The 21,516-nt window shown below is 57.1% G+C and carries 20 protein-coding genes, 1 tRNA gene and 1 riboswitch; of the genes, 11 read left to right on the top strand and 10 right to left on the bottom strand.

The window, feature by feature from the left end:
* Both AC3B8H_RS01020 and AC3B8H_RS01015 read left to right on the top strand, forming a co-directional pair.
* Window positions 1-234, top strand: a 234-nt coding sequence (locus AC3B8H_RS01020; RefSeq protein ID WP_488439765.1) for a hypothetical protein, incomplete at its 5' end; no start/stop codon positions are given.
* Window positions 235-256: 22 nt separating this feature from the next.
* Window positions 257-391, top strand: coding sequence for a hypothetical protein (locus AC3B8H_RS01015; RefSeq protein ID WP_488439764.1), 135 nt, complete (start codon window positions 257-259; stop codon window positions 389-391).
* A 173-nt stretch (window positions 392-564) separates the two neighbouring features.
* On the opposite strand, the gene AC3B8H_RS01010 is transcribed toward AC3B8H_RS01015, so the two are convergent.
* The 3 genes from AC3B8H_RS01010 to metG all read right to left on the bottom strand — a co-directional run bounded on the left by AC3B8H_RS01010 (window position 565) and on the right by metG (window position 3,455).
* Window positions 565-641 (bottom strand) — tRNA-Arg (locus AC3B8H_RS01010).
* A gap of 184 nt (window positions 642-825) precedes the next feature.
* Window positions 826-1,380, bottom strand: coding sequence for an RnfABCDGE type electron transport complex subunit B (locus tag AC3B8H_RS01005; protein WP_488439763.1), 555 nt, complete (start codon window positions 1,378-1,380; stop codon window positions 826-828).
* A gap of 14 nt (window positions 1,381-1,394) precedes the next feature.
* Window positions 1,395-3,455: a methionine--tRNA ligase gene (metG, locus tag AC3B8H_RS01000; protein WP_488439762.1), complete on the bottom strand. Its 2,061-nt coding sequence runs from the start codon at window positions 3,453-3,455 to the stop codon at window positions 1,395-1,397.
* Window positions 3,456-3,669: 214 nt separating this feature from the next.
* Between metG and AC3B8H_RS00995 the strand changes: the two genes are divergently transcribed.
* From AC3B8H_RS00995 to AC3B8H_RS00980, 4 genes are all read left to right on the top strand, one after another.
* Complete coding sequence (locus AC3B8H_RS00995; protein ID WP_488439761.1) at window positions 3,670-4,068, top strand: hypothetical protein; 399 nt, start codon at window positions 3,670-3,672, stop codon at window positions 4,066-4,068.
* A 256-nt stretch (window positions 4,069-4,324) separates the two neighbouring features.
* Window positions 4,325-4,588 carry an EexN family lipoprotein gene (locus tag AC3B8H_RS00990; RefSeq protein ID WP_488439760.1) on the top strand — a complete coding sequence of 88 codons (264 nt, stop codon included), beginning with the start codon at window positions 4,325-4,327 and terminating at the stop codon, window positions 4,586-4,588.
* A 262-nt stretch (window positions 4,589-4,850) separates the two neighbouring features.
* Window positions 4,851-5,189: a hypothetical protein gene (locus AC3B8H_RS00985; protein ID WP_488439759.1), complete on the top strand. Its 339-nt coding sequence runs from the start codon at window positions 4,851-4,853 to the stop codon at window positions 5,187-5,189.
* A complete protein-coding gene (locus tag AC3B8H_RS00980) occupies window positions 5,186-7,456 on the top strand; it encodes an EAL domain-containing protein (RefSeq protein WP_488439758.1) in 2,271 nt (756 codons plus the stop codon). Before AC3B8H_RS00985 ends, AC3B8H_RS00980 begins: the two co-directional genes overlap by 4 nt.
* 7 nt (window positions 7,457-7,463) lie before the next feature.
* Here the strand turns inward: AC3B8H_RS00980 and AC3B8H_RS00975 are convergent, their stop codons facing one another.
* The gene (locus tag AC3B8H_RS00975) at window positions 7,464-8,804 is read right to left on the bottom strand and encodes a L,D-transpeptidase family protein (RefSeq protein ID WP_488439757.1); all 1,341 of its coding nucleotides are present in this window, start codon (window positions 8,802-8,804) and stop codon (window positions 7,464-7,466) included.
* A gap of 189 nt (window positions 8,805-8,993) precedes the next feature.
* Between AC3B8H_RS00975 and apbC the strand changes: the two genes are divergently transcribed.
* Complete coding sequence (gene apbC / locus AC3B8H_RS00970) at window positions 8,994-10,082, top strand: iron-sulfur cluster carrier protein ApbC (protein ID WP_488439756.1); 1,089 nt, start codon at window positions 8,994-8,996, stop codon at window positions 10,080-10,082.
* 17 nt (window positions 10,083-10,099) lie between these two features.
* Here the strand turns inward: apbC and proB are convergent, their stop codons facing one another.
* The 4 genes from proB to rplU form a co-directional block, all read right to left on the bottom strand.
* On the bottom strand, window positions 10,100-11,221 hold the full coding sequence (gene proB, locus AC3B8H_RS00965) for a glutamate 5-kinase (protein ID WP_488439755.1): 1,122 nt from the start codon (window positions 11,219-11,221) through the stop codon (window positions 10,100-10,102).
* The gene (cgtA, locus tag AC3B8H_RS00960) at window positions 11,208-12,254 is read right to left on the bottom strand and encodes an Obg family GTPase CgtA (RefSeq protein WP_488439754.1); all 1,047 of its coding nucleotides are present in this window, start codon (window positions 12,252-12,254) and stop codon (window positions 11,208-11,210) included. The genes proB and cgtA overlap by 14 nt, the downstream gene beginning before the upstream one ends.
* 82 nt (window positions 12,255-12,336) lie before the next feature.
* Window positions 12,337-12,594 (bottom strand): 50S ribosomal protein L27, encoded by a 258-nt coding sequence (gene rpmA / locus AC3B8H_RS00955; RefSeq protein WP_488439753.1) that lies wholly within the window; start codon window positions 12,592-12,594, stop codon window positions 12,337-12,339.
* Window positions 12,595-12,613: 19 nt separating this feature from the next.
* Window positions 12,614-12,925, bottom strand: a complete 312-nt coding sequence (rplU, locus tag AC3B8H_RS00950; RefSeq protein ID WP_064030963.1) for a 50S ribosomal protein L21 — start codon at window positions 12,923-12,925, stop codon at window positions 12,614-12,616.
* Window positions 12,926-13,134: 209 nt separating this feature from the next.
* Between rplU and ispB the strand changes: the two genes are divergently transcribed.
* Window positions 13,135-14,139, top strand: coding sequence for an octaprenyl diphosphate synthase (ispB, locus tag AC3B8H_RS00945; protein WP_488439752.1), 1,005 nt, complete (start codon window positions 13,135-13,137; stop codon window positions 14,137-14,139).
* A 53-nt stretch (window positions 14,140-14,192) separates the two neighbouring features.
* On the opposite strand, the gene AC3B8H_RS00940 is transcribed toward ispB, so the two are convergent.
* Both AC3B8H_RS00940 and recD read right to left on the bottom strand, forming a co-directional pair.
* Window positions 14,193-14,612, bottom strand: coding sequence for a hypothetical protein (locus AC3B8H_RS00940; RefSeq protein WP_488439751.1), 420 nt, complete (start codon window positions 14,610-14,612; stop codon window positions 14,193-14,195).
* Window positions 14,609-16,267 (bottom strand): exodeoxyribonuclease V subunit alpha, encoded by a 1,659-nt coding sequence (gene recD, locus AC3B8H_RS00935; RefSeq protein WP_488439750.1) that lies wholly within the window; start codon window positions 16,265-16,267, stop codon window positions 14,609-14,611. The genes AC3B8H_RS00940 and recD overlap by 4 nt, the downstream gene beginning before the upstream one ends.
* Window positions 16,268-16,381: 114 nt before the next feature.
* Window positions 16,382-16,490: riboswitch (TPP riboswitch) on the top strand.
* Window positions 16,491-16,523: 33 nt separating this feature from the next.
* On the opposite strand from recD, the gene thiC reads away from it, so the two are divergent.
* The 3 genes from thiC to AC3B8H_RS00920 all read left to right on the top strand — a co-directional run bounded on the left by thiC (window position 16,524) and on the right by AC3B8H_RS00920 (window position 21,475).
* On the top strand, window positions 16,524-18,392 hold the full coding sequence (thiC, locus tag AC3B8H_RS00930; RefSeq protein ID WP_488439749.1) for a phosphomethylpyrimidine synthase ThiC: 1,869 nt from the start codon (window positions 16,524-16,526) through the stop codon (window positions 18,390-18,392).
* Window positions 18,393-18,539: 147 nt separating this feature from the next.
* Entirely contained in the window at window positions 18,540-20,255 is a 1,716-nt protein-coding gene (pilB, locus tag AC3B8H_RS00925) for a type IV-A pilus assembly ATPase PilB (protein WP_488439748.1), read from the top strand.
* A gap of 2 nt (window positions 20,256-20,257) precedes the next feature.
* The gene (locus AC3B8H_RS00920) at window positions 20,258-21,475 is read left to right on the top strand and encodes a type II secretion system F family protein (RefSeq protein WP_488439747.1); all 1,218 of its coding nucleotides are present in this window, start codon (window positions 20,258-20,260) and stop codon (window positions 21,473-21,475) included.
* Window positions 21,476-21,516 lie beyond the last annotated feature (41 nt).

Here is a 21,516-nt window from a genome sequence, read left to right as displayed (position 1 = left end):
TCTATCCATATCCTAAACAAAGAACTTCGTCCCCACCTAACGCGATGGCAGGCCAGATACCGACGTTGGTGGAATAGCGCCATAGAGGATCCAGCGAATAAGGATATGACGCCACAGGAACTGCAGCGCCAATATCCCGAATACCAAGAACTGGTGACGGAAATGAAAGCGGTCAACCAAAAACTGGTGGTTTACGCCAATCATCTTCGTAAATTGATCAATATTGAATCTTGATCCGCGCCGAGGAAACTTCTGCATGCAAACATCCCCAGCAGCAGTTATGACCAAAGTCGAAAGAATTAATTTGATTGGCGAGGTTTCATCAGAAAATAGAGTTTTGGTGGGTATCAATGGCTTGGGGAATACCTGGTTTATTCGAGATGAGCTTTAGAATTGATGCCTTATGTTTTATCGGGCCGAATATTCAAAATTTTAACTTTCTACCGATTTGAGGGCGAAGGTCGTTTGGCGACAATGCGCGTAAAATGACTTAAAGTGCGTGGCACGGTTAGGGCACATCCAGGGCACAGAGCCAAAAACGCGGTTTGGGGGAAGAGGTCAAAATGGCGCGCCCTAGAGGATTCGAACCTCTGGCCTCGGCCTCCGGAGGGCCGCGCTCTATCCAGCTGAGCTAAGGGCGCAATGCGATTTGCTGTCTAACGATACAGTCTATTCGGTCAAGCGGTTTTGACCGTTTCCCTAAAACCCAAAATCCGGCTGACTGCTTCCTCCGGAGGGCTGCGCTCTATCCAGCTGAGCTACGGGCGCGTATTGAATAGTCGGGTATTATAAAAGTAATTGCGGTCAAAGTCATGGCCGATCGCGTTAATCTTGGTTTTTCGCGGATTTGATCTTCGACAACAGCTGTTTTTGGCGTTGCAGGCGTTCGGCTTTTTCGGCTTCCAACTTGGTCAGACGTTGTTGTTTGGCCAGATGGCGCAGTCTGGCGCGGTCGGCGTCGGTCTGGGTCCAAGTGGGGTTGGGCGCGGGAACCATCGCAATGCAGGCGACCGGGCACGGCGCCACGCACAATTCGCAGCCGGTACACAGATCGGCAATGACTGTGTGCATATGCTTGGACGTGCCTAGAATGGCGTCGGTCGGACAGGGCGGCAGGCATTTGGTGCAGCCAATGCAAGCGTCTTCGTCGATGATCGCGAGCAGGCGCGGCCGTTCAATGCCATAGGCTGGATTGAGCGGCTTGACCGCGACGCCGAGCAATGCCGCCAATTTGCCGATGCCGGCTTCGCCGCCGGGCGGGCAGCGGTCGATGTCGGCTGCGCCGCGCGAGATGGCTTCGGCATAAGGCCGGCAGCCGTTAAAACCGCATTTTTGGCACTGGGTCTGCGGCAGCAGAGCGTCGATATTGTCGGCCAGCATGCCCGGTTCCGTTTTTATTTGACGCGCATGCCCGGTTGGGCGCCGGCATCCGGCGACAGCACGAAAATGTCCTTGCCGCCGGGACCTGCCGCCAGCATCATGCCTTCCGAGGTGCCGAAGCGCATTTTGCGCGGCTTCAGATTGGCGACGACGACGGTCAGCTTGCCTTCCAAATCTTCCGGTGCATAGGCCGACTTCACGCCGGCGAAGATGTTGCGGGTGTGGTCGCCGAGATCGACGGTCAATTGCAGCAGTTTTTCGGCGCCTTCCACCGCTTCGGCCTTGACGATACGAGCGATGCGCAAGTCGATTTTGGCGAAGTCCTCGATTTCGATGGCTTCGGCGATGGGCTCTTGCTTGTGGCTTTCGGTGGGTTTGGCGGCGTCTCCGACGGCTTTGGCAGGTTTGGCCTTGACCGACGGGGTTTTCTCCAGGTTTTCCTTGGAAGCTTCGACGATCGCGGCGATTTTGTCGGCCTCGACGCGGGTCATCAACGGTGTAAAGGCGTTGATGGCGTGGTCTGTTAGCGGCTGAGCATCGGCCGGCCAACCTTGCGGCGGAATGTTCAAAAAGGCTTCGGCATTGGCGGCCAGCGTTGGTATCACCGGGCGCAGATAAACCACCAGCAAGCGGAACAAGTTCAGGCCCATGCTGCAAACGGCGTGCAGCTCGGCGTCGCGGCCGTCTTCCTTGGCGATCAGCCAGGGTTTTTTCTCGTCGATGTATTGGTTGGCCCTGTCGGCCAGCGCCATGATTTCGCGCATCGCTTTGCCGAATTCTCGGCTTTCGTAAAGGTCGGCAATGCCTTGGTGGGCGGCGACGAATTGCTGAAACAGTTCGGGCTCGGCACAGTGTCCGGACAGGCGATAAGCGAAGCGTTTGGCGATGAAACCGGCGCAGCGGCTGGCGATGTTAACGACTTTGCCGACCAGATCGGAATTGACCCGGAGCGTGAAATCGTCGAAGTTCAAGTCGATATCGTCCACGCCGGCGCTGAGTTTGGCGGCAAAGTAATAGCGCAGGTATTCCGGGTTCAGATGGTCCAGATAGGTGCGGGCCTTGATGAAGGTGCCGCGCGATTTGGACATTTTCTCGCCGTTGACCGTTAAAAAGCCGTGGGCGAAGATCGCGCTGGGGGTGCGGAAACCGGCGCCGTGCAGCATGGCGGGCCAGAATAGCGCGTGGAAATAAATGATGTCCTTGCCGATGAAATGGTACAACTCGGCGTCGCTGTCCGGGCTCCAAAAGCCGTCGTAGTCCAATCCGGTGCGCTCGCATAAGCGCCGGCAACTGGCCATGTAGCCGATCGGCGCATCCAGCCACACGTAAAAATATTTGCCGGGCGCGTCCGGGATTTCGAAACCGAAATACGGCGCGTCGCGGGAGATGTCCCATTGTTGCAAGCCGTTTTGCAACCATTCGGCCATTTTGTTGCTGACTTCCGCTTGCAAGTGGCCGGCGGTGGTCCAGTCTTTCAGCATTTCGGCGAAGTGGCCGAGTTCGAAGAAATAGTGCTCCGAGTCTTTTTCGATCGGTTGCTCGCCGGACACGACCGACACCGCGTTTTTCAATTCGGTCGGCGAGTAAGTGGCGCCGCAGGCTTCGCAGTTGTCGCCGTATTGGTCCGGCGCGCCGCATTTGGGGCATTCGCCCTTGATAAAACGGTCCGGCAGAAACATGTTTTTGACCGGGTCGTAAGCTTGGGTGATGCTGCGGCTACTGATGTGGCCGCCGTCACGCAGCCTCAGGTAAATCAGTTCGGCGCAGGCCTTGTTTTCCGGCGAATGGGTGCTGTGGTATTGGTCGAAGGCCACGCCGAAGGCGTCGAAGTCGGCGCGGTGCTCCTGCTCGACGCCGGCGATCAGTTGCTCCGGGCTGATGCCTTCCTTATCGGCGCGCAACATGATCGGCGTGCCGTGGGTGTCGTCGGCGCAGACGTAATAGCACTCATGGCCGCGTTGTTTTTGAAAGCGCACCCAAATGTCGGTCTGAATGTATTCGACCAGATGGCCGAGATGGATCGGGCCGTTGGCGTAGGGCAAGGCGCTGGTGACAAGGATTTTACGCTTCGACATGGGTTCGGGTCAGCCAAAAGAGGACCGGCGATTATGGCATAAATCGATCGTCGTTTCATGGCTGGAGGCGAGCCCGCAGGCATCGGGTTGGGCTCTGTCCGGCAGTAAGGTACAATCGCCGCCAAGCTCGACGCCTCGGCGATGCCGGCGCGTCGATCGGGATTTTTCCGCGTGGGGCTTGCCCGACTTCAAATCACAATAAAAGAGGCTTATCATGAAAAAAACCTTGTTTTTGGCCATCGCGTTAATGTCAGGTTCCGCCCTGGCGGCCACCGACCATTTTTTACTGCGCGACGGCAACCACGTTCAGCACATGAAGATCAACAAAGTCGGTAACGACACGAATGTCACCGTCGATGTGGATTTCGAACCGAATCCCGACGAAGCCGGTAAACACGCGTGCTCCGCATTAGTTAGCGGCGAAGCGAAAGTCGTCGCGGAAAACGAGTTGGTTTTGAAAAAGCATATCGAGGGTGAAGCCCGGTCCTGCTCGGTAAAAGTACATTTGACACCAAACGGTGCCAAACTGGAGCAGTCCGAAGAATGCACTTATTTTGCAGCCGGGATTTGCAAATTCGCTAGCGACGGCAAGGAATTATTGAAAATCAAATAAATTAGTCCGCCGTGCGGCGCGATCGGCAAGGCCCGCGCGCCGCTTTCGCCGGTGGATTTCAAGATGGGCGGCTAGGGTATTAAGTACGCCGACTGGTTCGGCGATTTAATTGAATTATGTTATTTGCCGCGATATTCGGACAGATTGTCGCGCGGCAATCCGCCACATTTTTAACGCTAGACTTTTTTGTTAGATTACCGGCATCCCGCCAACACGGGATTCCAAATTTCCGGTAACAGATAGCGAAGGAGTCTTTATGAAACACGCCAACAAATTGATAGCTGCCGCCGCGGTTGCGGTACTCGGGGGAGCCATAATCCTGAACGTCACCAATGCCAGTTCCGAGGTTAACGAAGACAAGGCAGCTTCCGAGGGTAAGTCCGTGGCTTGGTATGTTGCCAACATCAAGGAAGCGAAGGCGCAAAATCAAACCTGCCACGATAATCCCAATCTCCAAGCCAGCGCGGACTGCGTGAATTCGCTGCACGCGCTGCAAATCAGCTTCAAGGGCGGCAACTAACATCTCTGCCGGCGTTTTCGCGGTCAGCCGGGCGGAAGTTTATTCGTCCGGTTTTTTGTGCTCCAACTCTCATATTTCAATGCCGCCAACCGGGGTTGGTGTCGTTGTCCATCGTTCTCGCGAACCGTCTGTTCGGCGGTTCCGCTTTTCGTTGCGCCTTTGAATTAACGCGCGCTGGCGAGGACCGTTTCTAGGCCTGGTGCTGGGAAAGCTTAATTTCTGCTAAATTACCGATTAAATTTAGGGAAATTAGGTTACCGGCATGTTCAAGCAAACTCAGAATCAGGTCAATATCTCCGCCGTACTCGGCGAATACAGCATTCCTCCGCTTAAAGACATGTTGATTTTGGGGCGTGATTCGCCGATCGGTTGTATCGCGATGCGCCGCGCCATCGAGTTGCTGGTGAAGGCGCCGTTCGAGCATATCGAGTGCGACGACGACATCATCAGCGATATTTTGGTCCGAAAAAGCCTGTTGAACCGCGCTTCGCGCGAGGCATTGATCGAGTTTGTGATAGGGCAGGTCAAGCCGCTGATGAGTGTCGACGAAATTTTGCATGCTGAACTGGACGTGTCGGTACGTTTGAGCGCCAAGGTATGAAGGAATTGACGGTAAAAGCCTGTCTTTGGCCAGACGTGGTCAGAGTTCGGGAAGAAGATCGGCCTCAAAGCGGGGTCGGAGGCAGTACCGTGTACGCGGTGTTTCGCGATGCCGGGCTTAGCGCAGACTTTTGCGGATTGGCCACGCACCATGATATTTCCCAACACCCTAGCTGGATCTTTGCCGATTTGGTCGAGCATCGCGATGTCGCGACCGTGCCGGCCGGTGCCGGGATCCGGACCGCATTGAGTTCCCTGCGAAAACGTGGCTTGGAAGTGTTGGCCGTGATGAGTCGCGATGAGTTTATCGGCGTCGTGACCCGGGAAAGCATTTTGCAGGCCTTGCTGGAGCGCGATAGGCAGTTGCTACGGGAAAGCTTGCGTTTGCGGGACATTGCCGAGGAAAACCATCGCCAGACCGTGGTTTGGGTGGAGCGCTTGGCCGCGCTCAACGAAGCCGCCAGAAGCTTGTTGGGGGTGTTGGCTCGGACGTCGATAGAAACCGAATTGCTGCAAGCCGGCCTTGATGCCCTGCGTAAGCTGTTGGACGCCGAATATGGGGCGATCGGTATTGTCGATGAACAAGGGGGGCTGGCCGAATTCATCTTTTCCGGTATCAGCGAAACCCAAGCCAAGCAAATCGGCGAGCTGCCGCAAGGCAAAGGCCTGTTGGGAGTGGTCATCGAAGAGGATATTTCGCTACGCTTGGCCGATATGCGTACCGATCCCCGCAGCGTTGGATTTCCGGCGCACCATCCGCCGATGAAGTCGCTGTTGGCGGTACCGATTTCGCGGCACGGCCGGGTTTATGGACGAATCTATCTGTGCGACAAGACCGGAGGCGAGGCGTTTAGCGCCAACGACGAAGAGTTGGCGGCCAGTTTCGCGCACTCGTTATCGTTGGTTATTGACAATGCCAGGGAGATGGAAGAGGTCAAACGCGCCCGCCAGCGCCTGGATTACATGGCGCATTTCGATGCCCTGACCGATCTGCCCAATCGTACGCTGCTGACCGACCGGGCCTTGCAATTTATCGCACGGGCGCAACGCAAAAGCGAGGTGGTGGCTTTTTTGTTTCTCGATTTGGACAATTTCAAGACGATCAACGATTCTTTCGGCCATACCGTTGGCGACGAATTGCTCAGAGAGGTGGCCAAGCGCATCGCCTCGTGTCTACGTGAAGGCGATACGCCGGCGCGCATGGGCGGCGACGAGTTCATCATCATGTTGCCAGGCATCAAGGACAGCCTGGACGCCGCCAAGGTGGCGGTCAAGATTTTGGGGATACTGAACGAGCCGTTCGTCATCAACCATAACAAGATTTATTCGCGGGCCAGCATCGGCATCAGCGTGTTTCCCGAGAACGCGGGCGATTTGGACGAATTGTTGGCCCAGGCCGATTCCGCGCTATACCACGCTAAAAAGCTCGGCAAGAACAACTATCAGTTTTTCACGTCGGAAATGAACAGTACCGCGCAGCGGTATCTGCAACTCGAACATCATTTGCGCTGCGCGCTGGGTCAGGGCGAGCTGTCACTGTATTACCAGCCGCAAGTGCAAATCGATAGCCGGGCGGTGATCGGCATGGAGGCGCTGTTGCGCTGGCATAGTCCGACCTTGGGCATGGTGATGCCGGATCAGTTTATCGGTTTGGCCGAGGAAACCGGGTTGATCGTGCCGATAGGCGAGTGGGTGCTGCGGACTGCTTGCGAACAGGCCCAGCGTTGGCGCGAGGCGGGTACGCCGGTGCGCGTCGCGGTCAATCTATCCGGCCGGCAATTCCAGGATTTTCAACATCAACGCGGCTTGTTGGACGTGGTTGCGGCCGTGCTGGCCGAAACCGGCTTGCCGGCGGAATTGTTGGAACTGGAAATCACCGAAAGCATCATGATGCGCGATGTGGATACCACGCTAGCCACTCTGCAAGGCTTAAAGCGCTTGGGCGTGCGTATCTCGGTGGACGATTTCGGCACCGGTTATTCGTCGCTGAGCTATTTAAAGCGTTTTCCGCTTGACACGTTGAAAATCGACAAGGCCTTTGTCAAGGACGTTTCCACCGACGACAGCGATCGGGCGATCGTGTCCGCGATTACCGCGATGGCCGGCCAATTGAAATTGGAGTTGGTGGCGGAGGGGATAGAGGATTTACAACAGTTGGCCTTCTTGTCCGGGCAGCGCTGCAATTACGGCCAAGGCTATTTTTTCAGCAAACCGGTTCCGGTGGAGCAGGCTACCGCGTTGCTGAGGCCCGGTGCGTTGTCGGAATGACGGCGGTTTAATCCGTCGGCGGCGCTTGCGGTGTCGCGTCGATATCGAAGTTCTGTTTGATGCGTTTTGCCGCAGCCTTGGCTTCGGACTTGGTTTTGAACGGACCGGCTAACACCCGGTAATTGCCGTTGCTGGCAATTTTGCGCGCCGGGATCGGCGGGCCCTGGTGATTCAACATCGCCGCCAGCTTTTGCGCTTCGGTTTCGCTTTGAAACACGTCGACGATGATCGTAGACCAGGCGCCAGCGTCCAGCTCGCCGATCTCCGGCTGACCGAACAGCCGCTCGGGATGATCGAGCCGTGGGGCGGCGGCGGTCAGCTCGCCGAGCTCCGGACTGCCGGTCAGCACCGGTGTCGGCACGCCGTCGGCGCGTTTGAGGACGGCCTCCACCTTGGACCAATCCAGCGTGGCTTGCCGTTCCGCGGCGAGTTGCTTCAGCTTGCCGCGCAGGTCTTTTTCCAGTTGCTTGCGCTGCTTTTCCCATTTTTCCAACGGCTGGTGCGCTTCCAGGTACAACACGTCTTGCTGCCACGCGGCCAGAAAAGGTTGATGGACGATGCGCACCGGCGTGCCGATGTCAACTTGATTGAACAGATATTCGACATCCTCCGGATAGAGCTGTACGCAGCCGTGGCTGACTTGCATGCCGATTCCGTAGGGTTTGTTGGTGCCGTGTATCAAATAGCCCTTAAAGCCTAACGGCATCGCGTAATAGCCGAGCGGATTGTCCGGGCCGGAGCGAATGACTTTGGGGAGCGGATCGCCCAGCGCTTGGTGTTCGCGTTGGATCGATTCCGGCACGGTCCAGGCCGGATTGGCTTTCTTGGCGACGATTTGCGTCTGGCCCAGCGGCGTGTTCCAGCCTTGGCGACCGATGCCGACCGGATAGGTCAAGACCGACCGGGCGTTCGGAAAGTAAAACATGCGCATGTTGGCCAGATTCAACACGATGCCTTGGCGCGGCGCGTCGGGGATTATGAATTGAAAGGGCAGCAATACCGTGCTGTCGCTCGCCAAGCTCCACGGATCCAATGCGGGATTGGCGAGGGTGATGTCGTTGTATCCCAGGCCGTAATGGCGAGCAATGTCCGACAACGTATCGTTTTCCCGGCTGGAAATGGTGGCCAGACCGCCGACGATGCTCAAGTCGGCGGAGAGGCTGAATTCGTGAGTCTCGACGATTTCGTTGGGCTTGACGGTCCAGGTGATTTTTTCCGATTGCGGCTCGGAAAAGATGGCCAAGGTTTGGCAGCCGCTCAGCAGCGAAGCCAGTATCAGCGCGAACGGAAGCAGCAGCGGGGTGTCTTCGACGGGGCGACGGGTAAGCGGAAATGTGGCGGCAATCATGATGGTGGGGATTTGGGCGCCGGAAGGTATCTTGGCGCCGATCAGTTGGTTCGTACCGGAGGGTAACGCGTTTGGCGCGAGCTGGCAAGAAAGCCCATGGATTTGGTCGTCCGGGTTTCTCGGCACCGCGGAAGATGGTATCTTCCCCCACTATTTTGCTTGGTTATTGGTTTATTGTGGGAGTTGCGAATGGCTATTGAAAAAGCTGCTGTCGAAAATATATTGAAGAGTTTCATCGATCCGAATGTCGAGACCGATTTGGTGTCGGCCAAGGCGGTCAAGAAAATCACGGTGGACGGCGACGCGGTCAGCGTTGTGGTGGAATTGGGTTATCCGGCCAAGAGCTATGTCGGCGAGCTGCGCGCCGAATTGGAGCAACGTCTGCAAGCGTTGCCTGGAATCGGCAAATTGGACGTGGAGGTATCGTTCAAGGTGGTGTCGCACGCCGTGCAAAAAACCTTGAAACCCTTGCCTAACGTGAAAAACATTATCGCGGTGGCATCGGGCAAGGGTGGCGTCGGCAAATCGACCACCTCGGTGAATCTGGCGCTGGCGCTGGCCGCGGAAGGCGCCCAGGTCGGAATCTTGGACGCCGATATTTACGGCCCCAGCATTCCCACCATGCTGGGCTTGTCGGGGCAGCCGGACAGCGAGGACGGTAAGCTGTTGCAGCCCAAATTGTCTTTCGGCGTGCAGACCATGTCGATCGGATACTTGGTCGATGCCGATCAGCCCATGATTTGGCGCGGCCCGATGGTGACCGGTGCGCTACAGCAATTGCTGGGGCAGACCCAGTGGCACGACATCGACTATTTGATCATCGATTTGCCGCCGGGCACCGGCGACATTCAACTGACGCTGGCTCAGCAGATTCCGGTCAGCGGCGCGGTTATCGTCACGACGCCCCAGGATATTGCGCTGATCGATGCCCAGCGCGGTTTGGGCATGTTCGAGAAGGTCAACGTGCCGATATTGGGCCTGGTTGAAAACATGAGCGTGCATATTTGCAGCAATTGCGGGCATGAGGAGGCGATTTTCGGCCAGGGCGGCGGCGTGGCGATGGCCGCCAAAAACGGGGTGGACCTGTTGGGAGCGTTACCGCTGGATATTAAAATCCGGGAGTTTGCCGACAGCGGCCGACCGACGGTGGTCGCCGATCCGGACGGGCGCCCGGCGCAAATCTACAAGGCCATCGCCCGCAAAATGGCCGGGAAACTGGCGCTGAGAGCCAAGGATTTCAGCGGTCGATTCCCGAATATTGTGATTCAGAATACCTGATTCGAGGCCGGGACCCGCTAGACTAGCACGAGATTGTCCCGGTGGATCAGCTCGTCGTCGTCGGCATAGCCCAGCAAGGCTTCGAACTCGCTGCTGGGTTTGCCGGCGATTTTGGCGGCATCCTCGGCGCCGTAGTTGATCAGGCCTCGGGCGATTTCCTGGCCGTTGGCGTCCAGGCAGGACACTAAATCGCCGCGTTGGAATTGGCCGGCCACCGCCTTGACGCCGACCGCCAACAAGCTCTTGCCGGCGGCCTTGAGGATTTTGACGGCGCCGTCGTCCAGCGTGAGGCTGCCTTTAAGCTGCAATTGTCCGGCCAGCCATTGCTTGCGGGCCGCCAGCGGGGCGATGTTGGGGATCATGTAGGTGCCGAGCGCTTCGCCGGCGAATACCCGATTGACGACTTGGTCCAGCTTGCCGGAGACGATGACGGTTGCGGCGCCGGATCTGGCCGCCAGGCGGGCGGCGCGAACCTTGGTGAACATGCCGCCGCGGCCAAGGCCGCTGATGCTGCCGCCGGCCACTTCGTCGAGCAGGCTTTCATTGACGCTGATTTCGGAAATCAATTTGGCGTCGGGGTTCAGGCTGGGATTGGCGTCGAACAGGCCGAGTTGGTCGGTCAACAGTAGCAGCAGATCGGCTTCGACCAGATTGGCGACCAGCGCGCCCAGGGTGTCGTTGTCGCCGAAACGGATCTCCTCGGTGGCGACCGCATCGTTTTCGTTGATAACCGGAACGACGCCGAAATCCAACAAGGTTAGCAAGGTGCTGCGGGCGTTCAGATAGCGTTGCCGGTCGGACAGGTCGTCGTGGGTCAGCAAGACTTGCGCGGCCAGCAAGCCGTGTGTTTGGAATTCATCTTCGAAGCGGCGCACCAGGCCCATCTGGCCGACAGAGGCGGCGGCTTGCAGTTCGTGCAGCGTTTTCGGACGGGTTTTTAATTTCAGACGGCTCATGCCTTCAGCGACCGATCCCGACGAGACCAGCACCACGTCGACGCCCTGCTTGCGCAACGCCGCCATTTGCTCGACCCAGCCGGCAATCGCAGTCTTGTTCAGTCCGCGGCCGCCGTCGGTCAGCAGCGAGCTGCCGATTTTGACGACGACGCGATTGGCGTTGGCGAACTCAGAGCGGCTCATCGCTGGTCAGCTCCGGCGGTTGGCGTTCCGCTTCGAGAAAATCCATGATCGCGTACATCAACTCTTGAGTACCCTGATTTTTCAATGCGGAGATTTTGTAAACCGGCCCGTCCCATTCCAGTTCGTCGAGTATGGCCTGGCAGTGGTTGTCGAGTTCGTCGTCCGGAACGTTGTCGATTTTGTTCAGTACCAGCCAGCGCGGCTTTTCGGCCAGTTCGTCGCTCCATTTTTCGACTTCCGCAATGATTTTTTGAGCGGCGGAAACCGGCGATTCGTCGCTTTGGTAGGGGGCGATATCGAGGATGTGCAGCAGCAGGCCGGTGCGAGATAAATGCTTCAGAAACTGTAGGCCGAGCCCGGCGCCCTCGGCCGCGCCTTCAATGACGCCGGGAATGTCGGCGATCACGAAGCTGCGCATGTCGTCGACTCGGACAACGCCCAAATTGGGATGCAGCGTCGTAAACGGATAGTCGGCCACTTTCGGGCGGGCCGACGAGACGGCGCGAATCAAGCTGGATTTGCCGGCGTTGGGCATGCCGAGCAGGCCGACATCGGCGATGACCATCAACTCCAGGCGCAGCATGCGGTGTTCACCAGGCGTGCCCTTGCTGGTTTGTTGCGGGGCGCGGTTGATACTGCTTTTAAAGCGGGTATTGCCCAGACCGTGAAAGCCGCCCTTGGCGACCAACAGCTGCTGGCCGGGCTTGGTCAGGTCGCCGATTTTTTCACCGGTGTCGGCTTCGTAGACGATCGTGCCGGGCGGTACCGGGACGAAGCAATCGTCGCCTTTCTTGCCGGTGCAATCGCGACTACCGCCATTTTGGCCGCGCTGCGCACGATGCACCGAGTGATAGCGAAAATCCACCAGGGTGTTGACGTTCTCGGTCGCGACCAAATAAACGCTGCCGCCGTCGCCGCCGTCGCCGCCGTCCGGGCCGCCCAGCGGTATGTATTTTTCGCGGCGAAACGACGCCTTGCCGTTGCCGCCGTCGCCTGCTTCCACGCGGATTTCCGCTTCGTCAACAAATCTCATAATGTACCGGTATAAACAAAAAAGCCCCGCTGAACAACGAGGCTTTTCCTTTCAGTGGTGCCTTGCGGCACTACTGGTGATGTTACGCTGCCGCGATGCTGACGTATTTGCGGTTTTTCGGCCCTTTTTCCTCGAAAACCACTTTGCCGTCCACGGTCGCGAACAGGGTGTGGTCCTTGCCGATGCCGACATTGGTGCCAGGATGAAATTGGGTGCCGCGTTGGCGAACCAGAATATTACCCGCTTTAACCACTTGGCCGCCAAAACGTTTTACACCCAGACGCTGTGCGTTGGAATCGCGACCGTTGCGGGTACTACCGCCTGCCTTCTTGTGAGCCATGATCTAACCTCTGTAAATGTTATGCGGAAATGCCAGTGATCTGGACTTCCGTGTAATATTGACGATGCCCCTGTTTTTTCATGTGGTGCTTACGTCTTCTGAATTTGATGATACGGACTTTTTTGTGGCGGCCTTGAGAAACCACGGTTGCGGTGACTTTGCCACCTTCAACGTAAGGCTGGCCAACTTTTACAGAGTCGCCTGATTGAACCATCAATACCTTGTCGAACTCCACGCTGTCGCCCGCGCCTAGTTCCAGTTTTTCGATTTTTAAGGTAGTACCTTCTGCGACACGGTACTGTTTGCCACCTGTTTGAATTACCGCATACATCGGTGTAAGCTCCATCAAGCATAAACTGTTAAAAGTGAACAGCAGATTATAGGGTTGGCCGCAAGGTACGTCAAACAAAAAATGCTTTTAGCTCTAAAGGTTTAACGCTATGTTCGGATTAGTACTATTGACACTATTCGGTATTATTCATAGCATGGCTGGCTAACCAGACAAAATTTGCCGTAGTGATCAGCGTTCAGACTCTTCCCATGATAGCCACAGATTCAGCGCCGACTACCGGTGCCATAGATTTTGATTCGATCAAAAATTTGACCAGCGAGGAGTCTCAAGCTGTCGACCGGTTGATTTTGCAAGAATTGAGTTCGGATGTCGTTTTGATCAATCAAATCGGGCATTACATCATAGGCAACGGCGGCAAGCGGTTGCGGCCCATGCTGCTGCTGCTGGCGGCGAAAGCGTTGGGCGAGGTGGGCGATCATCACTTGACGCTGGCGGCGGTGATCGAGTTCATTCATACCGCGACGCTATTGCATGACGACGTTGTCGACGAATCGGCGATGCGGCGCGGCAAGGAGTCCGCGAATGCGGTTTGGGGCAATGCCGCCAGCGTGTTGGTCGGGGATTATCTGTATTCGAGCGCGTTCGAAATGATGGTGCGCACCAACAATATGCGGGTGATGGACATTATGTCCAAAACCACCACTGCAATTGCCGAGGGTGAAGTACTGCAATTGCTGAACTGCAATAATCCCGAAACCAGCGAAGCCAAATACCTTGAAGTGATCGCCCGCAAAACAGCGATCCTGTTCAGTACGGCGACCCGGCTGGCGGCGGTGGTATCGGCCGCCGACGCTGCCGTCGAAAACGGCTTGGCGGTCTACGGACAGCAACTGGGCGTGGCATTTCAATTGATCGACGACGCGCTGGATTACAAGGCCAACAGCGAAGAATTAGGTAAAAATCTGGGCGATGATTTAGCCGAGGGCAAGCCAACCTTGCCGCTGATCTACGCGATTCAACATGGCGACGAGCGCCAGGCCAAGGTGGTGGTCGATGCAATTCGCCAAGGTTCGCGGGAAGCGTTCAATGAAGTTTACGAAGTCGTCAAGGCGACCAACGCGATCGAATACACCGAGCGCTGCGCCGATCGCGCGGCCGCCGATGCCATCGCGGCTCTGCAATGCCTGCCGGACTCGACATACAAGCGCGCCTTGGAAGCCTTGGCCCATTTCTCGGTGCAGCGCAGTCACTAACGGCGGGAGCCGCGCCGGCCTCTGAATGTCTGTTTCAGTCGAGCCATAAGCGCCTAATCGTCTTCCTGGTCCGATTCCGGTTCGGCCAGATGCAGTAAATCCTGTATCGCATCGGTCAACCGCGCGAAACGCGCGTCGATTTTCTCCAATAACTCCTGAAAAAAGCGGTCGCTGGCCAGTGCCGAGTCCGGGTTTGCCGCAAACAGCCGGTCTTCGAGTTGGCTGACGGCGTCGGTGTCGGCGATCTCCGCCAGTTCGCCGAATGCCTCGGACGAGATTAGCGCGCTCAGGTAGTGTTTCTTCTTCAGTTCTTCGGTTTGCAAGGCCAGCGCGTTCGCCAATTCCAAGACCCGCCGCGCCAGAGCGTGTAGTTCGCTTAACAAGCTCAGGCCTTCGGTCAGCACCGCCAATTCGCCGGCTTGTCCGGCGATGTCGGCTAACAGGCGCTTGCCGCGTTTTTTTGTCGTCTTCATGGTCGGCTCCCGGCCGCGGTTAGTTTTTCGCCCAAGCCGCTGTGTCTGACGGCTTGGCGGGCGACGCACGTTTCGAAGATGCCGCGTCCGGCGTAGAGGGTTACCCGGCGTTTCGCCCGGGTGATGCCCGTATACAATAATTCCTTGCTGAGTACCGGATTGATGCGTTCCGGCAGCACCAGCATCGCTTCGTCGAACTCCGAGCCCTGGCTTTTGTGTATGGTCATTGCGTATACCGTCTCGCACGCGGGCAGCCGGGACGGACGAAGACCGCGAAAACCGTCACGGTCGGGAAAAAACACGCGCGGCTGGCCGTCGGCGGGATCCGGCAGGCAAATGCCGATGTCGCCGTTGTACAGTTGGGTCGCGGCGTGGTTGCGGGAAATCATCACCGGCCGGCCGTGGTACCAAGTGTTCCCGATGCTCAGCGTCCCCGACGCAACGGCGGCGCGCTCAACCCGTCGATTGATGTCTTCCACGCCATGGGAGCCGTGATGATTGGCGCATAGCACCTGAAAACGCTGGAATTCGGCGAAGATTTCGTTCACGTCGGCCCCGGCCGTTATCAGTTGGAAATAGCGACGATAGCGTTCGCCGATATAGCTGATCGGGTCGTGCTCCAGCCGGTGGACCGCGTCGTCGCCGGTCAGCAGCAACCGCCAAGCCTGGTCGGCGTCGCTGCGATTGACGGCCTCCGCCAACGCCTTGATTTGTCCTTGAAAGCGGTGCGAGTGACGCAGCTCGACGGTTTGCTCCGGCAGTCCGCGGGCGATGTCCGCCAAAACCGCGCCGGCTTCGACCGACGCGAGTTGATCCTTGTCGCCGAGCAGAATCAGGCGAGCGCCCGGTTTTAACGCATCGACCAGTTTGCTCATCAAAGCCAGATCGACCATCGACGTTTCGTCGACCACGACCGCGTCGTAAGGGAGTGGGAAGTCGGCGTTGTGACGGAAATTGGGCGATGGCGGTTGAGCGCCGAGCAAACGGTGTAGCGTGCGGGCGCTCTCAGGTATGGCTTGTTTAATCGTTTCCGGGCAATTCAGTTGGGCTTTGTTAGCGATGATCGTTTCTTGCAAGCGCATTGCCGCCTTGCCGGTCGGTGCCGCCAACGCAATGAATGGCGGGTTGGGGCTGAGTTCCAGCAACAAGGCCAGGATTTTCAATACCGTGGTGGTTTTGCCGGTGCCCGGGCCGCCGGTAATTACCGTCAATGCCTGGTTTAACGCCGCGCGCGCCGCCTGTTGTTGAGCATCGTGCCGGCCCTGGCCCGTGGTCGCCGGGAAGTAACGCGCCAGCGCCGGTTCCGGATCGGGTACATCGAATTGAGTATCGGCGAGCGTTGCCAGTTGCGTCGCCAACCGGGTTTCGTACTGCCAATAGCGGCGTAAGTAGAGGCGTTGGGATTCGACGATGAGCGGCGTTAATGCGTTGTTGGAGGCCAGGCCGGACGCCAGCAGCAACTCGGCGTCAGCCGGGGCCAGTTCGATACAGCTATGGCCGGCGGCTTGTTGTTCGGCCAGCGTTGCCGCCAGTGAGTAAAGGCGGGCACTGTCGGTGCTCGAGAGGTTGCGGCGCGAGGTCAGGAATTCGGCAAAGTGGCCGGTCAGCTTGCTTTGAGGTGTTTCCGGCGAATTCATGGATGCGGTTAAACTCATCTGGCTTGTTGGCTGGAGAGGGCTAAAACCCATTGTTTCATAAGCTTTTTATGCTGGGAGTCGGTTGTGGCGGACTTGCATTCCCAAGCATAATCATATACCGTAGTCGGCCACCTGAAAGGCTAGGGGTGCTTTCCGTACCAAATCAAATTCGGAAAGCTGAGAAAAACCCTTCGAACCTGAACCGGTTAATGCCGGCGTAGGAAAGCCAGATCTTCCCTGCGCTCGCGATTTATTCTGTTTTTTGGAGATAAGCATGAGCGCTGTCCGCAACGAAATTACGACCGATACCGGCAGTAGCATCCGGATCGATTCCTATCCGGCGTCGGAAAAGATCTACATCGCCGGCAGCCGAGCCGATATGCACGTGCCGATGCGCCGGATCAACCTGTCGGATACGCCGGCGCATTTCGGCGCCGAAAAGAATCCGCCGATTTACGTTTACGACACCTCCGGCCCTTACACCGATCCGAACGTCGACATCAATCTTCATAAAGGCCTGGGGTCGGTGCGCGGCAAATGGATAGAAGAACGCGGCGACACCGAATTGCTGAGCGGCCCGACCTCCAAATTCGGCCATGAGCGTTTGCACGATCCGAAAACCGCGCATCTGCGTTTTGAGTTGGCCCGCAATCCACGCCGGGCCAAGTCCGGCCATAACGTCAGCCAGATGCATTATGCCCGCAAAGGCATCATCACGCCGGAAATGGAATACATCGCCATCCGCGAAAACCAGAATTTGGAAGCGATGCGCGACCGTTACCAGGGCCAGCATCCCGGTTTTTCCTACGGCGCGAATATCCAGTCCTTCATTACGCCGGAATTTGTGCGTTCGGAAGTTGCCAGAGGCCGCGCGATTATTCCGGCCAATATCAACCACCCGGAATTGGAGCCGATGATCATCGGCCGCAACTTCCTGGTCAAGATCAACGGCAACCTGGGCAATTCGGCCATCACTTCCTCGATTGAAGAAGAAGTCGAAAAAATGCTGTGGGGCATCCGCTGGGGCGCGGATACCATCATGGACTTGTCCACCGGCAAGAACATCCACGAAACCCGCGAATGGATATTGCGCAACTCGCCGGTGCCTATCGGTACGGTGCCGATTTACCAAGCGCTGGAAAAAGTCGACGGTAAGGCCGAGGAACTGACCTGGGACATCTTCCGCGACACCTTGATCGAACAAGCCGAACAAGGCGTTGATTACTTTACCATCCACGCCGGCGTGCGCCTGCACCACGTGCCGCTGACCGCCAAACGTCTAACCGGCATCGTCTCGCGCGGCGGTTCGATCATGGCCAAATGGTGTTTGGCGCACCACACCGAAAGCTTCCTGTATACGCATTTCGAAGAAATCTGCGAAATCATGAAAGCCTACGACGTGTCGTTCTCGTTGGGGGATGGCTTGCGTCCTGGCTCGATTTACGACGCCAACGACGCCGCCCAGTTCGGCGAATTGGAAACACTGGGCGAACTGACTCAAATCGCCTGGAAGCACGACGTGCAAACCATGATCGAAGGCCCCGGCCACGTGCCGCTGCAAATGATCAAGGTCAATATGGACAAACAGCTGGAAGATTGCTTCGAAGCGCCGTTCTACACCCTGGGACCGCTGACCACCGACATCGCGCCCGGCTACGACCACATCACCTCGGCGATCGGCGCCGCCAACATCGGCTGGTACGGTTGCGCGATGCTGTGCTACGTCACGCAGAAAGAACACCTGGGCCTGCCCAACAAGCAGGACGTGCGCGAAGGCATCGTCACCTACAAGATCGCCGCCCACGCCGCCGACTTGGCCAAAGGCCATCCCGGCGCGCAGATTCGCGATAACGCCATGTCCAAGGCCCGTTTTGAATTCCGCTGGGAAGATCAATTTAATCTGGCGCTGGATCCCGAAAAAGCCCGCTCCTTTCACGACGAAACCCTGCCGAAAGAATCGGCCAAGGTCGCTCACTTTTGTTCGATGTGCGGCCCGCATTTCTGCTCGATGAAAATCACCCAGGACGTGCGCAACTACGCCGAACAGAAAGGCTTGGAAGAAGAAGAAGCCTTGAAAAAAGGTATGGAAGAAAAGTCCAAGCAATTCCTTGAGGAAGGCGCGGCGATTTACCACGAAGTTTAAAGCCATGCTGGAGTCCGCCGGCCGGACAGGCCGGTGGTGCCGGCGCCGGCCGAGTCGGTTCGGATGCGACGTGGGTTTGGAATAAATCCTTACATCATCTATAGTTGCAGCCTAAACTTCCAGTAAATCCGTTCCCGACTCTTTTCCATGGCGACAGCTCCTTCCAACATTCACTTCAGCGGCTTAGCCAAGTGCCTGATCCAAAAAGGCCTGCTGACTGAAGATACCGCCGCCGCCTACCTGCAAGAAGCCCAAAAACGCAAGCAAGCCTTCGTCAGCTATCTGGTCGAGCATAAAGTTCTCGATAGCCGGATGGTGGCTTCCATCGCGTCCGCCGAGTTTGGCGTGCCGTTTTTCGATTTGGATGCGATAGACGTGGCCTCGCTGCCGATCAAAATGGTCAGCGAAAAGCTGATCCGCCAGCATCATGCCCTGCCGCTGTTCAAGCGCGGCAACCGCTTGTTCGTCGCCACCGCCGACCCGACCAATTTCCAGGCGCTGGACGAAATCAAGTTCCACACTCGGCACAATACCGAGAACATTCTGGTCGAAGAAGACAAATTGATGAAGATGATCGATACCGCGCTGGAAGCGGCCGATACATCGATGAAGGATTTGCTCGACGACGATCTGGATAACATCGATATCTCCGCCGGCGACGAAGCCAAGCCGGCCGAGGAAGTCGGCGGCTCGGATATCGACGACGCGCCCATCGTCCGTTTCGTCAACAAAATCCTGCTCGATTCGATCAAGCGCGGCGTCTCGGATATTCACATGGAGCCGTTCGAGAAGAAATTCAGGATTCGGTTCAGGGCCGACGGTATTTTGTCCGAAGTCGCCAGTCCGCCGGTCGGTATTGCCAATCGGATCATATCGCGGATCAAGGTTATGTCGAAAATGGACATCGCCGAGCGGCGGGTGCCGCAGGACGGCCGGATCAAAATGCAGATTTCCAAGAACCGCGCCATTGATTTCCGGGTGAATACCTGCCCGACGCTGTTCGGCGAAAAAGTGGTGATGCGGATACTCGACCCCACCAGCGCCCAGATCGGTATCGAAAAACTGGGTTTCGAGCCGGTTCAACAAAAGAACTTTTTGGACGCCATTCACCGGCCCTACGGGATGGTGTTGGTGACCGGACCTACCGGTAGCGGTAAGACGGTGTCGCTGTACACCGGCTTGAACATCCTTAACAGTGTCGAGCGGAATATTTCCACCGCCGAAGATCCGGTCGAGATCACGGTCGAAGGCATCAATCAGGTCAACGTCAACGCCAAAGCCGGCCTCACTTTCGCCGAAGCCTTGCGCGCCTTTTTGCGGCAAGACCCCGACATTATCATGGTTGGCGAGATTCGCGATCTGGAAACCGCCAGTATCGCGGTCAAGGCGGCGCAAACCGGTCACTTGGTGTTATCGACCCTACATACCAACGACGCGCCGCAAACGATCAATCGCCTGGTGCAGATGGGCATCGAGCCGTTCAATATCGTATCGGCGGTGAACCTGATCATGGCCCAGCGCTTGGCGCGGCGGCTTTGCGAGCATTGCAAGAAAGAGGCCGATTTTCCGGAAAACATTTGGCTGTCGGCCGGATTTGCCAAGGATGAAATCGGCACCTTTAAAATTTACGAACCTGTCGGTTGCGAGCATTGCAACAATGGCTATAAGGGTAGGGTCGGTATCTATCAGGTGATGCCGATCAGTGAAGCGATGCGCGCGTTGATATTGCGCGGCGGCAATGCCATGGATATGGCCGCGCTGTCCAAAAGCGAGGGCATTAACGATCTTAGGGCCTCCGGTTTATTGAAAATTCGGCAGGGCATTACGTCGCTGGAAGAAATCGACCGCGTTACCAAGGAATAAACATGGCAAAGCAAGACGAACAAATCGAGTTCAATTGGGACGGCTTCGATAAGCAGAACAAGAAAACCAAGGGCACGATCATGGCGAAAAGCGAAGTGATCGCCCGAACCGAATTGCGGCGGATGGGGATACGCGTCGTCGGCATCAAGCGCAAGGCCAAGCCGTTATTCGGCGCCAAGGTTCAGAAAATTACCACCGGCGACATTGCGGTATTCGCCCGGCAATTAGCCACTATGTTGGGCGCCGGCGTGCCGCTGGTGCAGTCCTTCGACATCATTGGCCGCGGCCACGACAATCCCAGCATGGCTGAGCTGTTGCTGGCGATCAAAGTCGACATCGAAGGCGGCGACACGATGGCCCAGGCCTTGGCGAAACGGCCCATTTATTTCGACGATTTGTTCTGCAATTTGGTCGCGGCCGGCGAGCATGCCGGGGTGTTGGAGACCTTGCTGGACAAGATAGCCACTTACAAGGAAAAAACCGAGTCGATCAAGAAAAAGGTCAAGAAGGCGCTGACTTATCCGATCGCGGTGTTGGTGGTGGCCTTCATCGTTACCGCGATTTTGCTGATTTTCGTCGTGCCGGTGTTCGAGGACTTGTTCAAAAGCTTTGGCGCCGATCTGCCGGCCTTCACCCAATTCGTCATCGCCTTGTCCGCCTGGGTTCAGGAATGGTGGTGGGCGGTGTTGGCGGTGGTCGGCGGTGGCGGCTACACCTTCAGTTATTTTAAAAAGCGCTCGAAAGCCTTCAACCATTTTCTGGATAAGACCTTATTGAAAATACCGGTGGTCGGCATGATTTTGGAAAAATCGGCGATCGCCCGTTTCGCCCGTACGCTATCGACGATGTCGGCGGCCGGCGTGCCGCTGGTCGAGGCCTTGGTGTCGGTGGCCGGTGCTTGCGGCAATATTCTGTTTCACGACGCGGTGATGAATGTCCGCGACGAGGTATCCACCGGGCAGCAGTTGAAGTTCGCGTTGGAACAGACCGGCATGTTCCCGAACATGGTGGTGCAAATGGTGGCGATCGGCGAGGAATCCGGGTCCATCGACGCAATGTTGGACAAAGTGGCCGATTTCTTCGAAGAAGAGGTGGACAACCTGGTCGACAACCTCAGCAGTCTGATGGAACCGATCATCATGGCCATCTTGGGGGTATTGGTCGGCGGCCTGATCGTTGCGATGTATTTGCCCATCTTCAAGCTCGGAGCCGCGATATAGCGGTCCTTCGCCTCCGGCGCCGAGGTCCGGACATTTCCGCG

Source organism: Methylomonas sp. BG-2 (genome assembly GCF_057766305.1).
The sequence above is the reverse complement of the archived record's forward strand: the minus strand, read 5'-3'. Positions and strand labels throughout refer to the sequence as shown.

Bases quoted from the DNA above. Each gene is read 5' to 3' on its own strand.
- apbC (WP_488439756.1), top strand. From the start codon at position 8,994: ATGGCTATTGAAAAAGCTGCTGTCGAAAATATATTGAAGAGTTTCATC.
- AC3B8H_RS00920 (WP_488439747.1), top strand. From the start codon at position 20,258: ATGGCAAAGCAAGACGAACAAATCGAGTTCAATTGGGACGGCTTCGAT.
- pilB (WP_488439748.1), top strand. From the start codon at position 18,540: ATGGCGACAGCTCCTTCCAACATTCACTTCAGCGGCTTAGCCAAGTGC.
- AC3B8H_RS01005 (WP_488439763.1), bottom strand. From the start codon at position 1,380: ATGCTGGCCGACAATATCGACGCTCTGCTGCCGCAGACCCAGTGCCAA.
- rpmA (WP_488439753.1), bottom strand. From the start codon at position 12,594: ATGGCTCACAAGAAGGCAGGCGGTAGTACCCGCAACGGTCGCGATTCC.
- AC3B8H_RS00990 (WP_488439760.1), top strand. From the start codon at position 4,325: ATGAAACACGCCAACAAATTGATAGCTGCCGCCGCGGTTGCGGTACTC.
- AC3B8H_RS00985 (WP_488439759.1), top strand. From the start codon at position 4,851: ATGTTCAAGCAAACTCAGAATCAGGTCAATATCTCCGCCGTACTCGGC.
- AC3B8H_RS00980 (WP_488439758.1), top strand. From the start codon at position 5,186: ATGAAGGAATTGACGGTAAAAGCCTGTCTTTGGCCAGACGTGGTCAGA.
- ispB (WP_488439752.1), top strand. From the start codon at position 13,135: ATGATAGCCACAGATTCAGCGCCGACTACCGGTGCCATAGATTTTGAT.
- AC3B8H_RS01015 (WP_488439764.1), top strand. From the start codon at position 257: ATGCAAACATCCCCAGCAGCAGTTATGACCAAAGTCGAAAGAATTAAT.
- AC3B8H_RS00975 (WP_488439757.1), bottom strand. From the start codon at position 8,804: ATGATTGCCGCCACATTTCCGCTTACCCGTCGCCCCGTCGAAGACACC.
- rplU (WP_064030963.1), bottom strand. From the start codon at position 12,925: ATGTATGCGGTAATTCAAACAGGTGGCAAACAGTACCGTGTCGCAGAA.
- thiC (WP_488439749.1), top strand. From the start codon at position 16,524: ATGAGCGCTGTCCGCAACGAAATTACGACCGATACCGGCAGTAGCATC.
- recD (WP_488439750.1), bottom strand. From the start codon at position 16,267: ATGAGTTTAACCGCATCCATGAATTCGCCGGAAACACCTCAAAGCAAG.
- AC3B8H_RS00995 (WP_488439761.1), top strand. From the start codon at position 3,670: ATGAAAAAAACCTTGTTTTTGGCCATCGCGTTAATGTCAGGTTCCGCC.
- AC3B8H_RS00940 (WP_488439751.1), bottom strand. From the start codon at position 14,612: ATGAAGACGACAAAAAAACGCGGCAAGCGCCTGTTAGCCGACATCGCC.
- metG (WP_488439762.1), bottom strand. From the start codon at position 3,455: ATGTCGAAGCGTAAAATCCTTGTCACCAGCGCCTTGCCCTACGCCAAC.
- cgtA (WP_488439754.1), bottom strand. From the start codon at position 12,254: ATGAGATTTGTTGACGAAGCGGAAATCCGCGTGGAAGCAGGCGACGGC.
- proB (WP_488439755.1), bottom strand. From the start codon at position 11,221: ATGAGCCGCTCTGAGTTCGCCAACGCCAATCGCGTCGTCGTCAAAATC.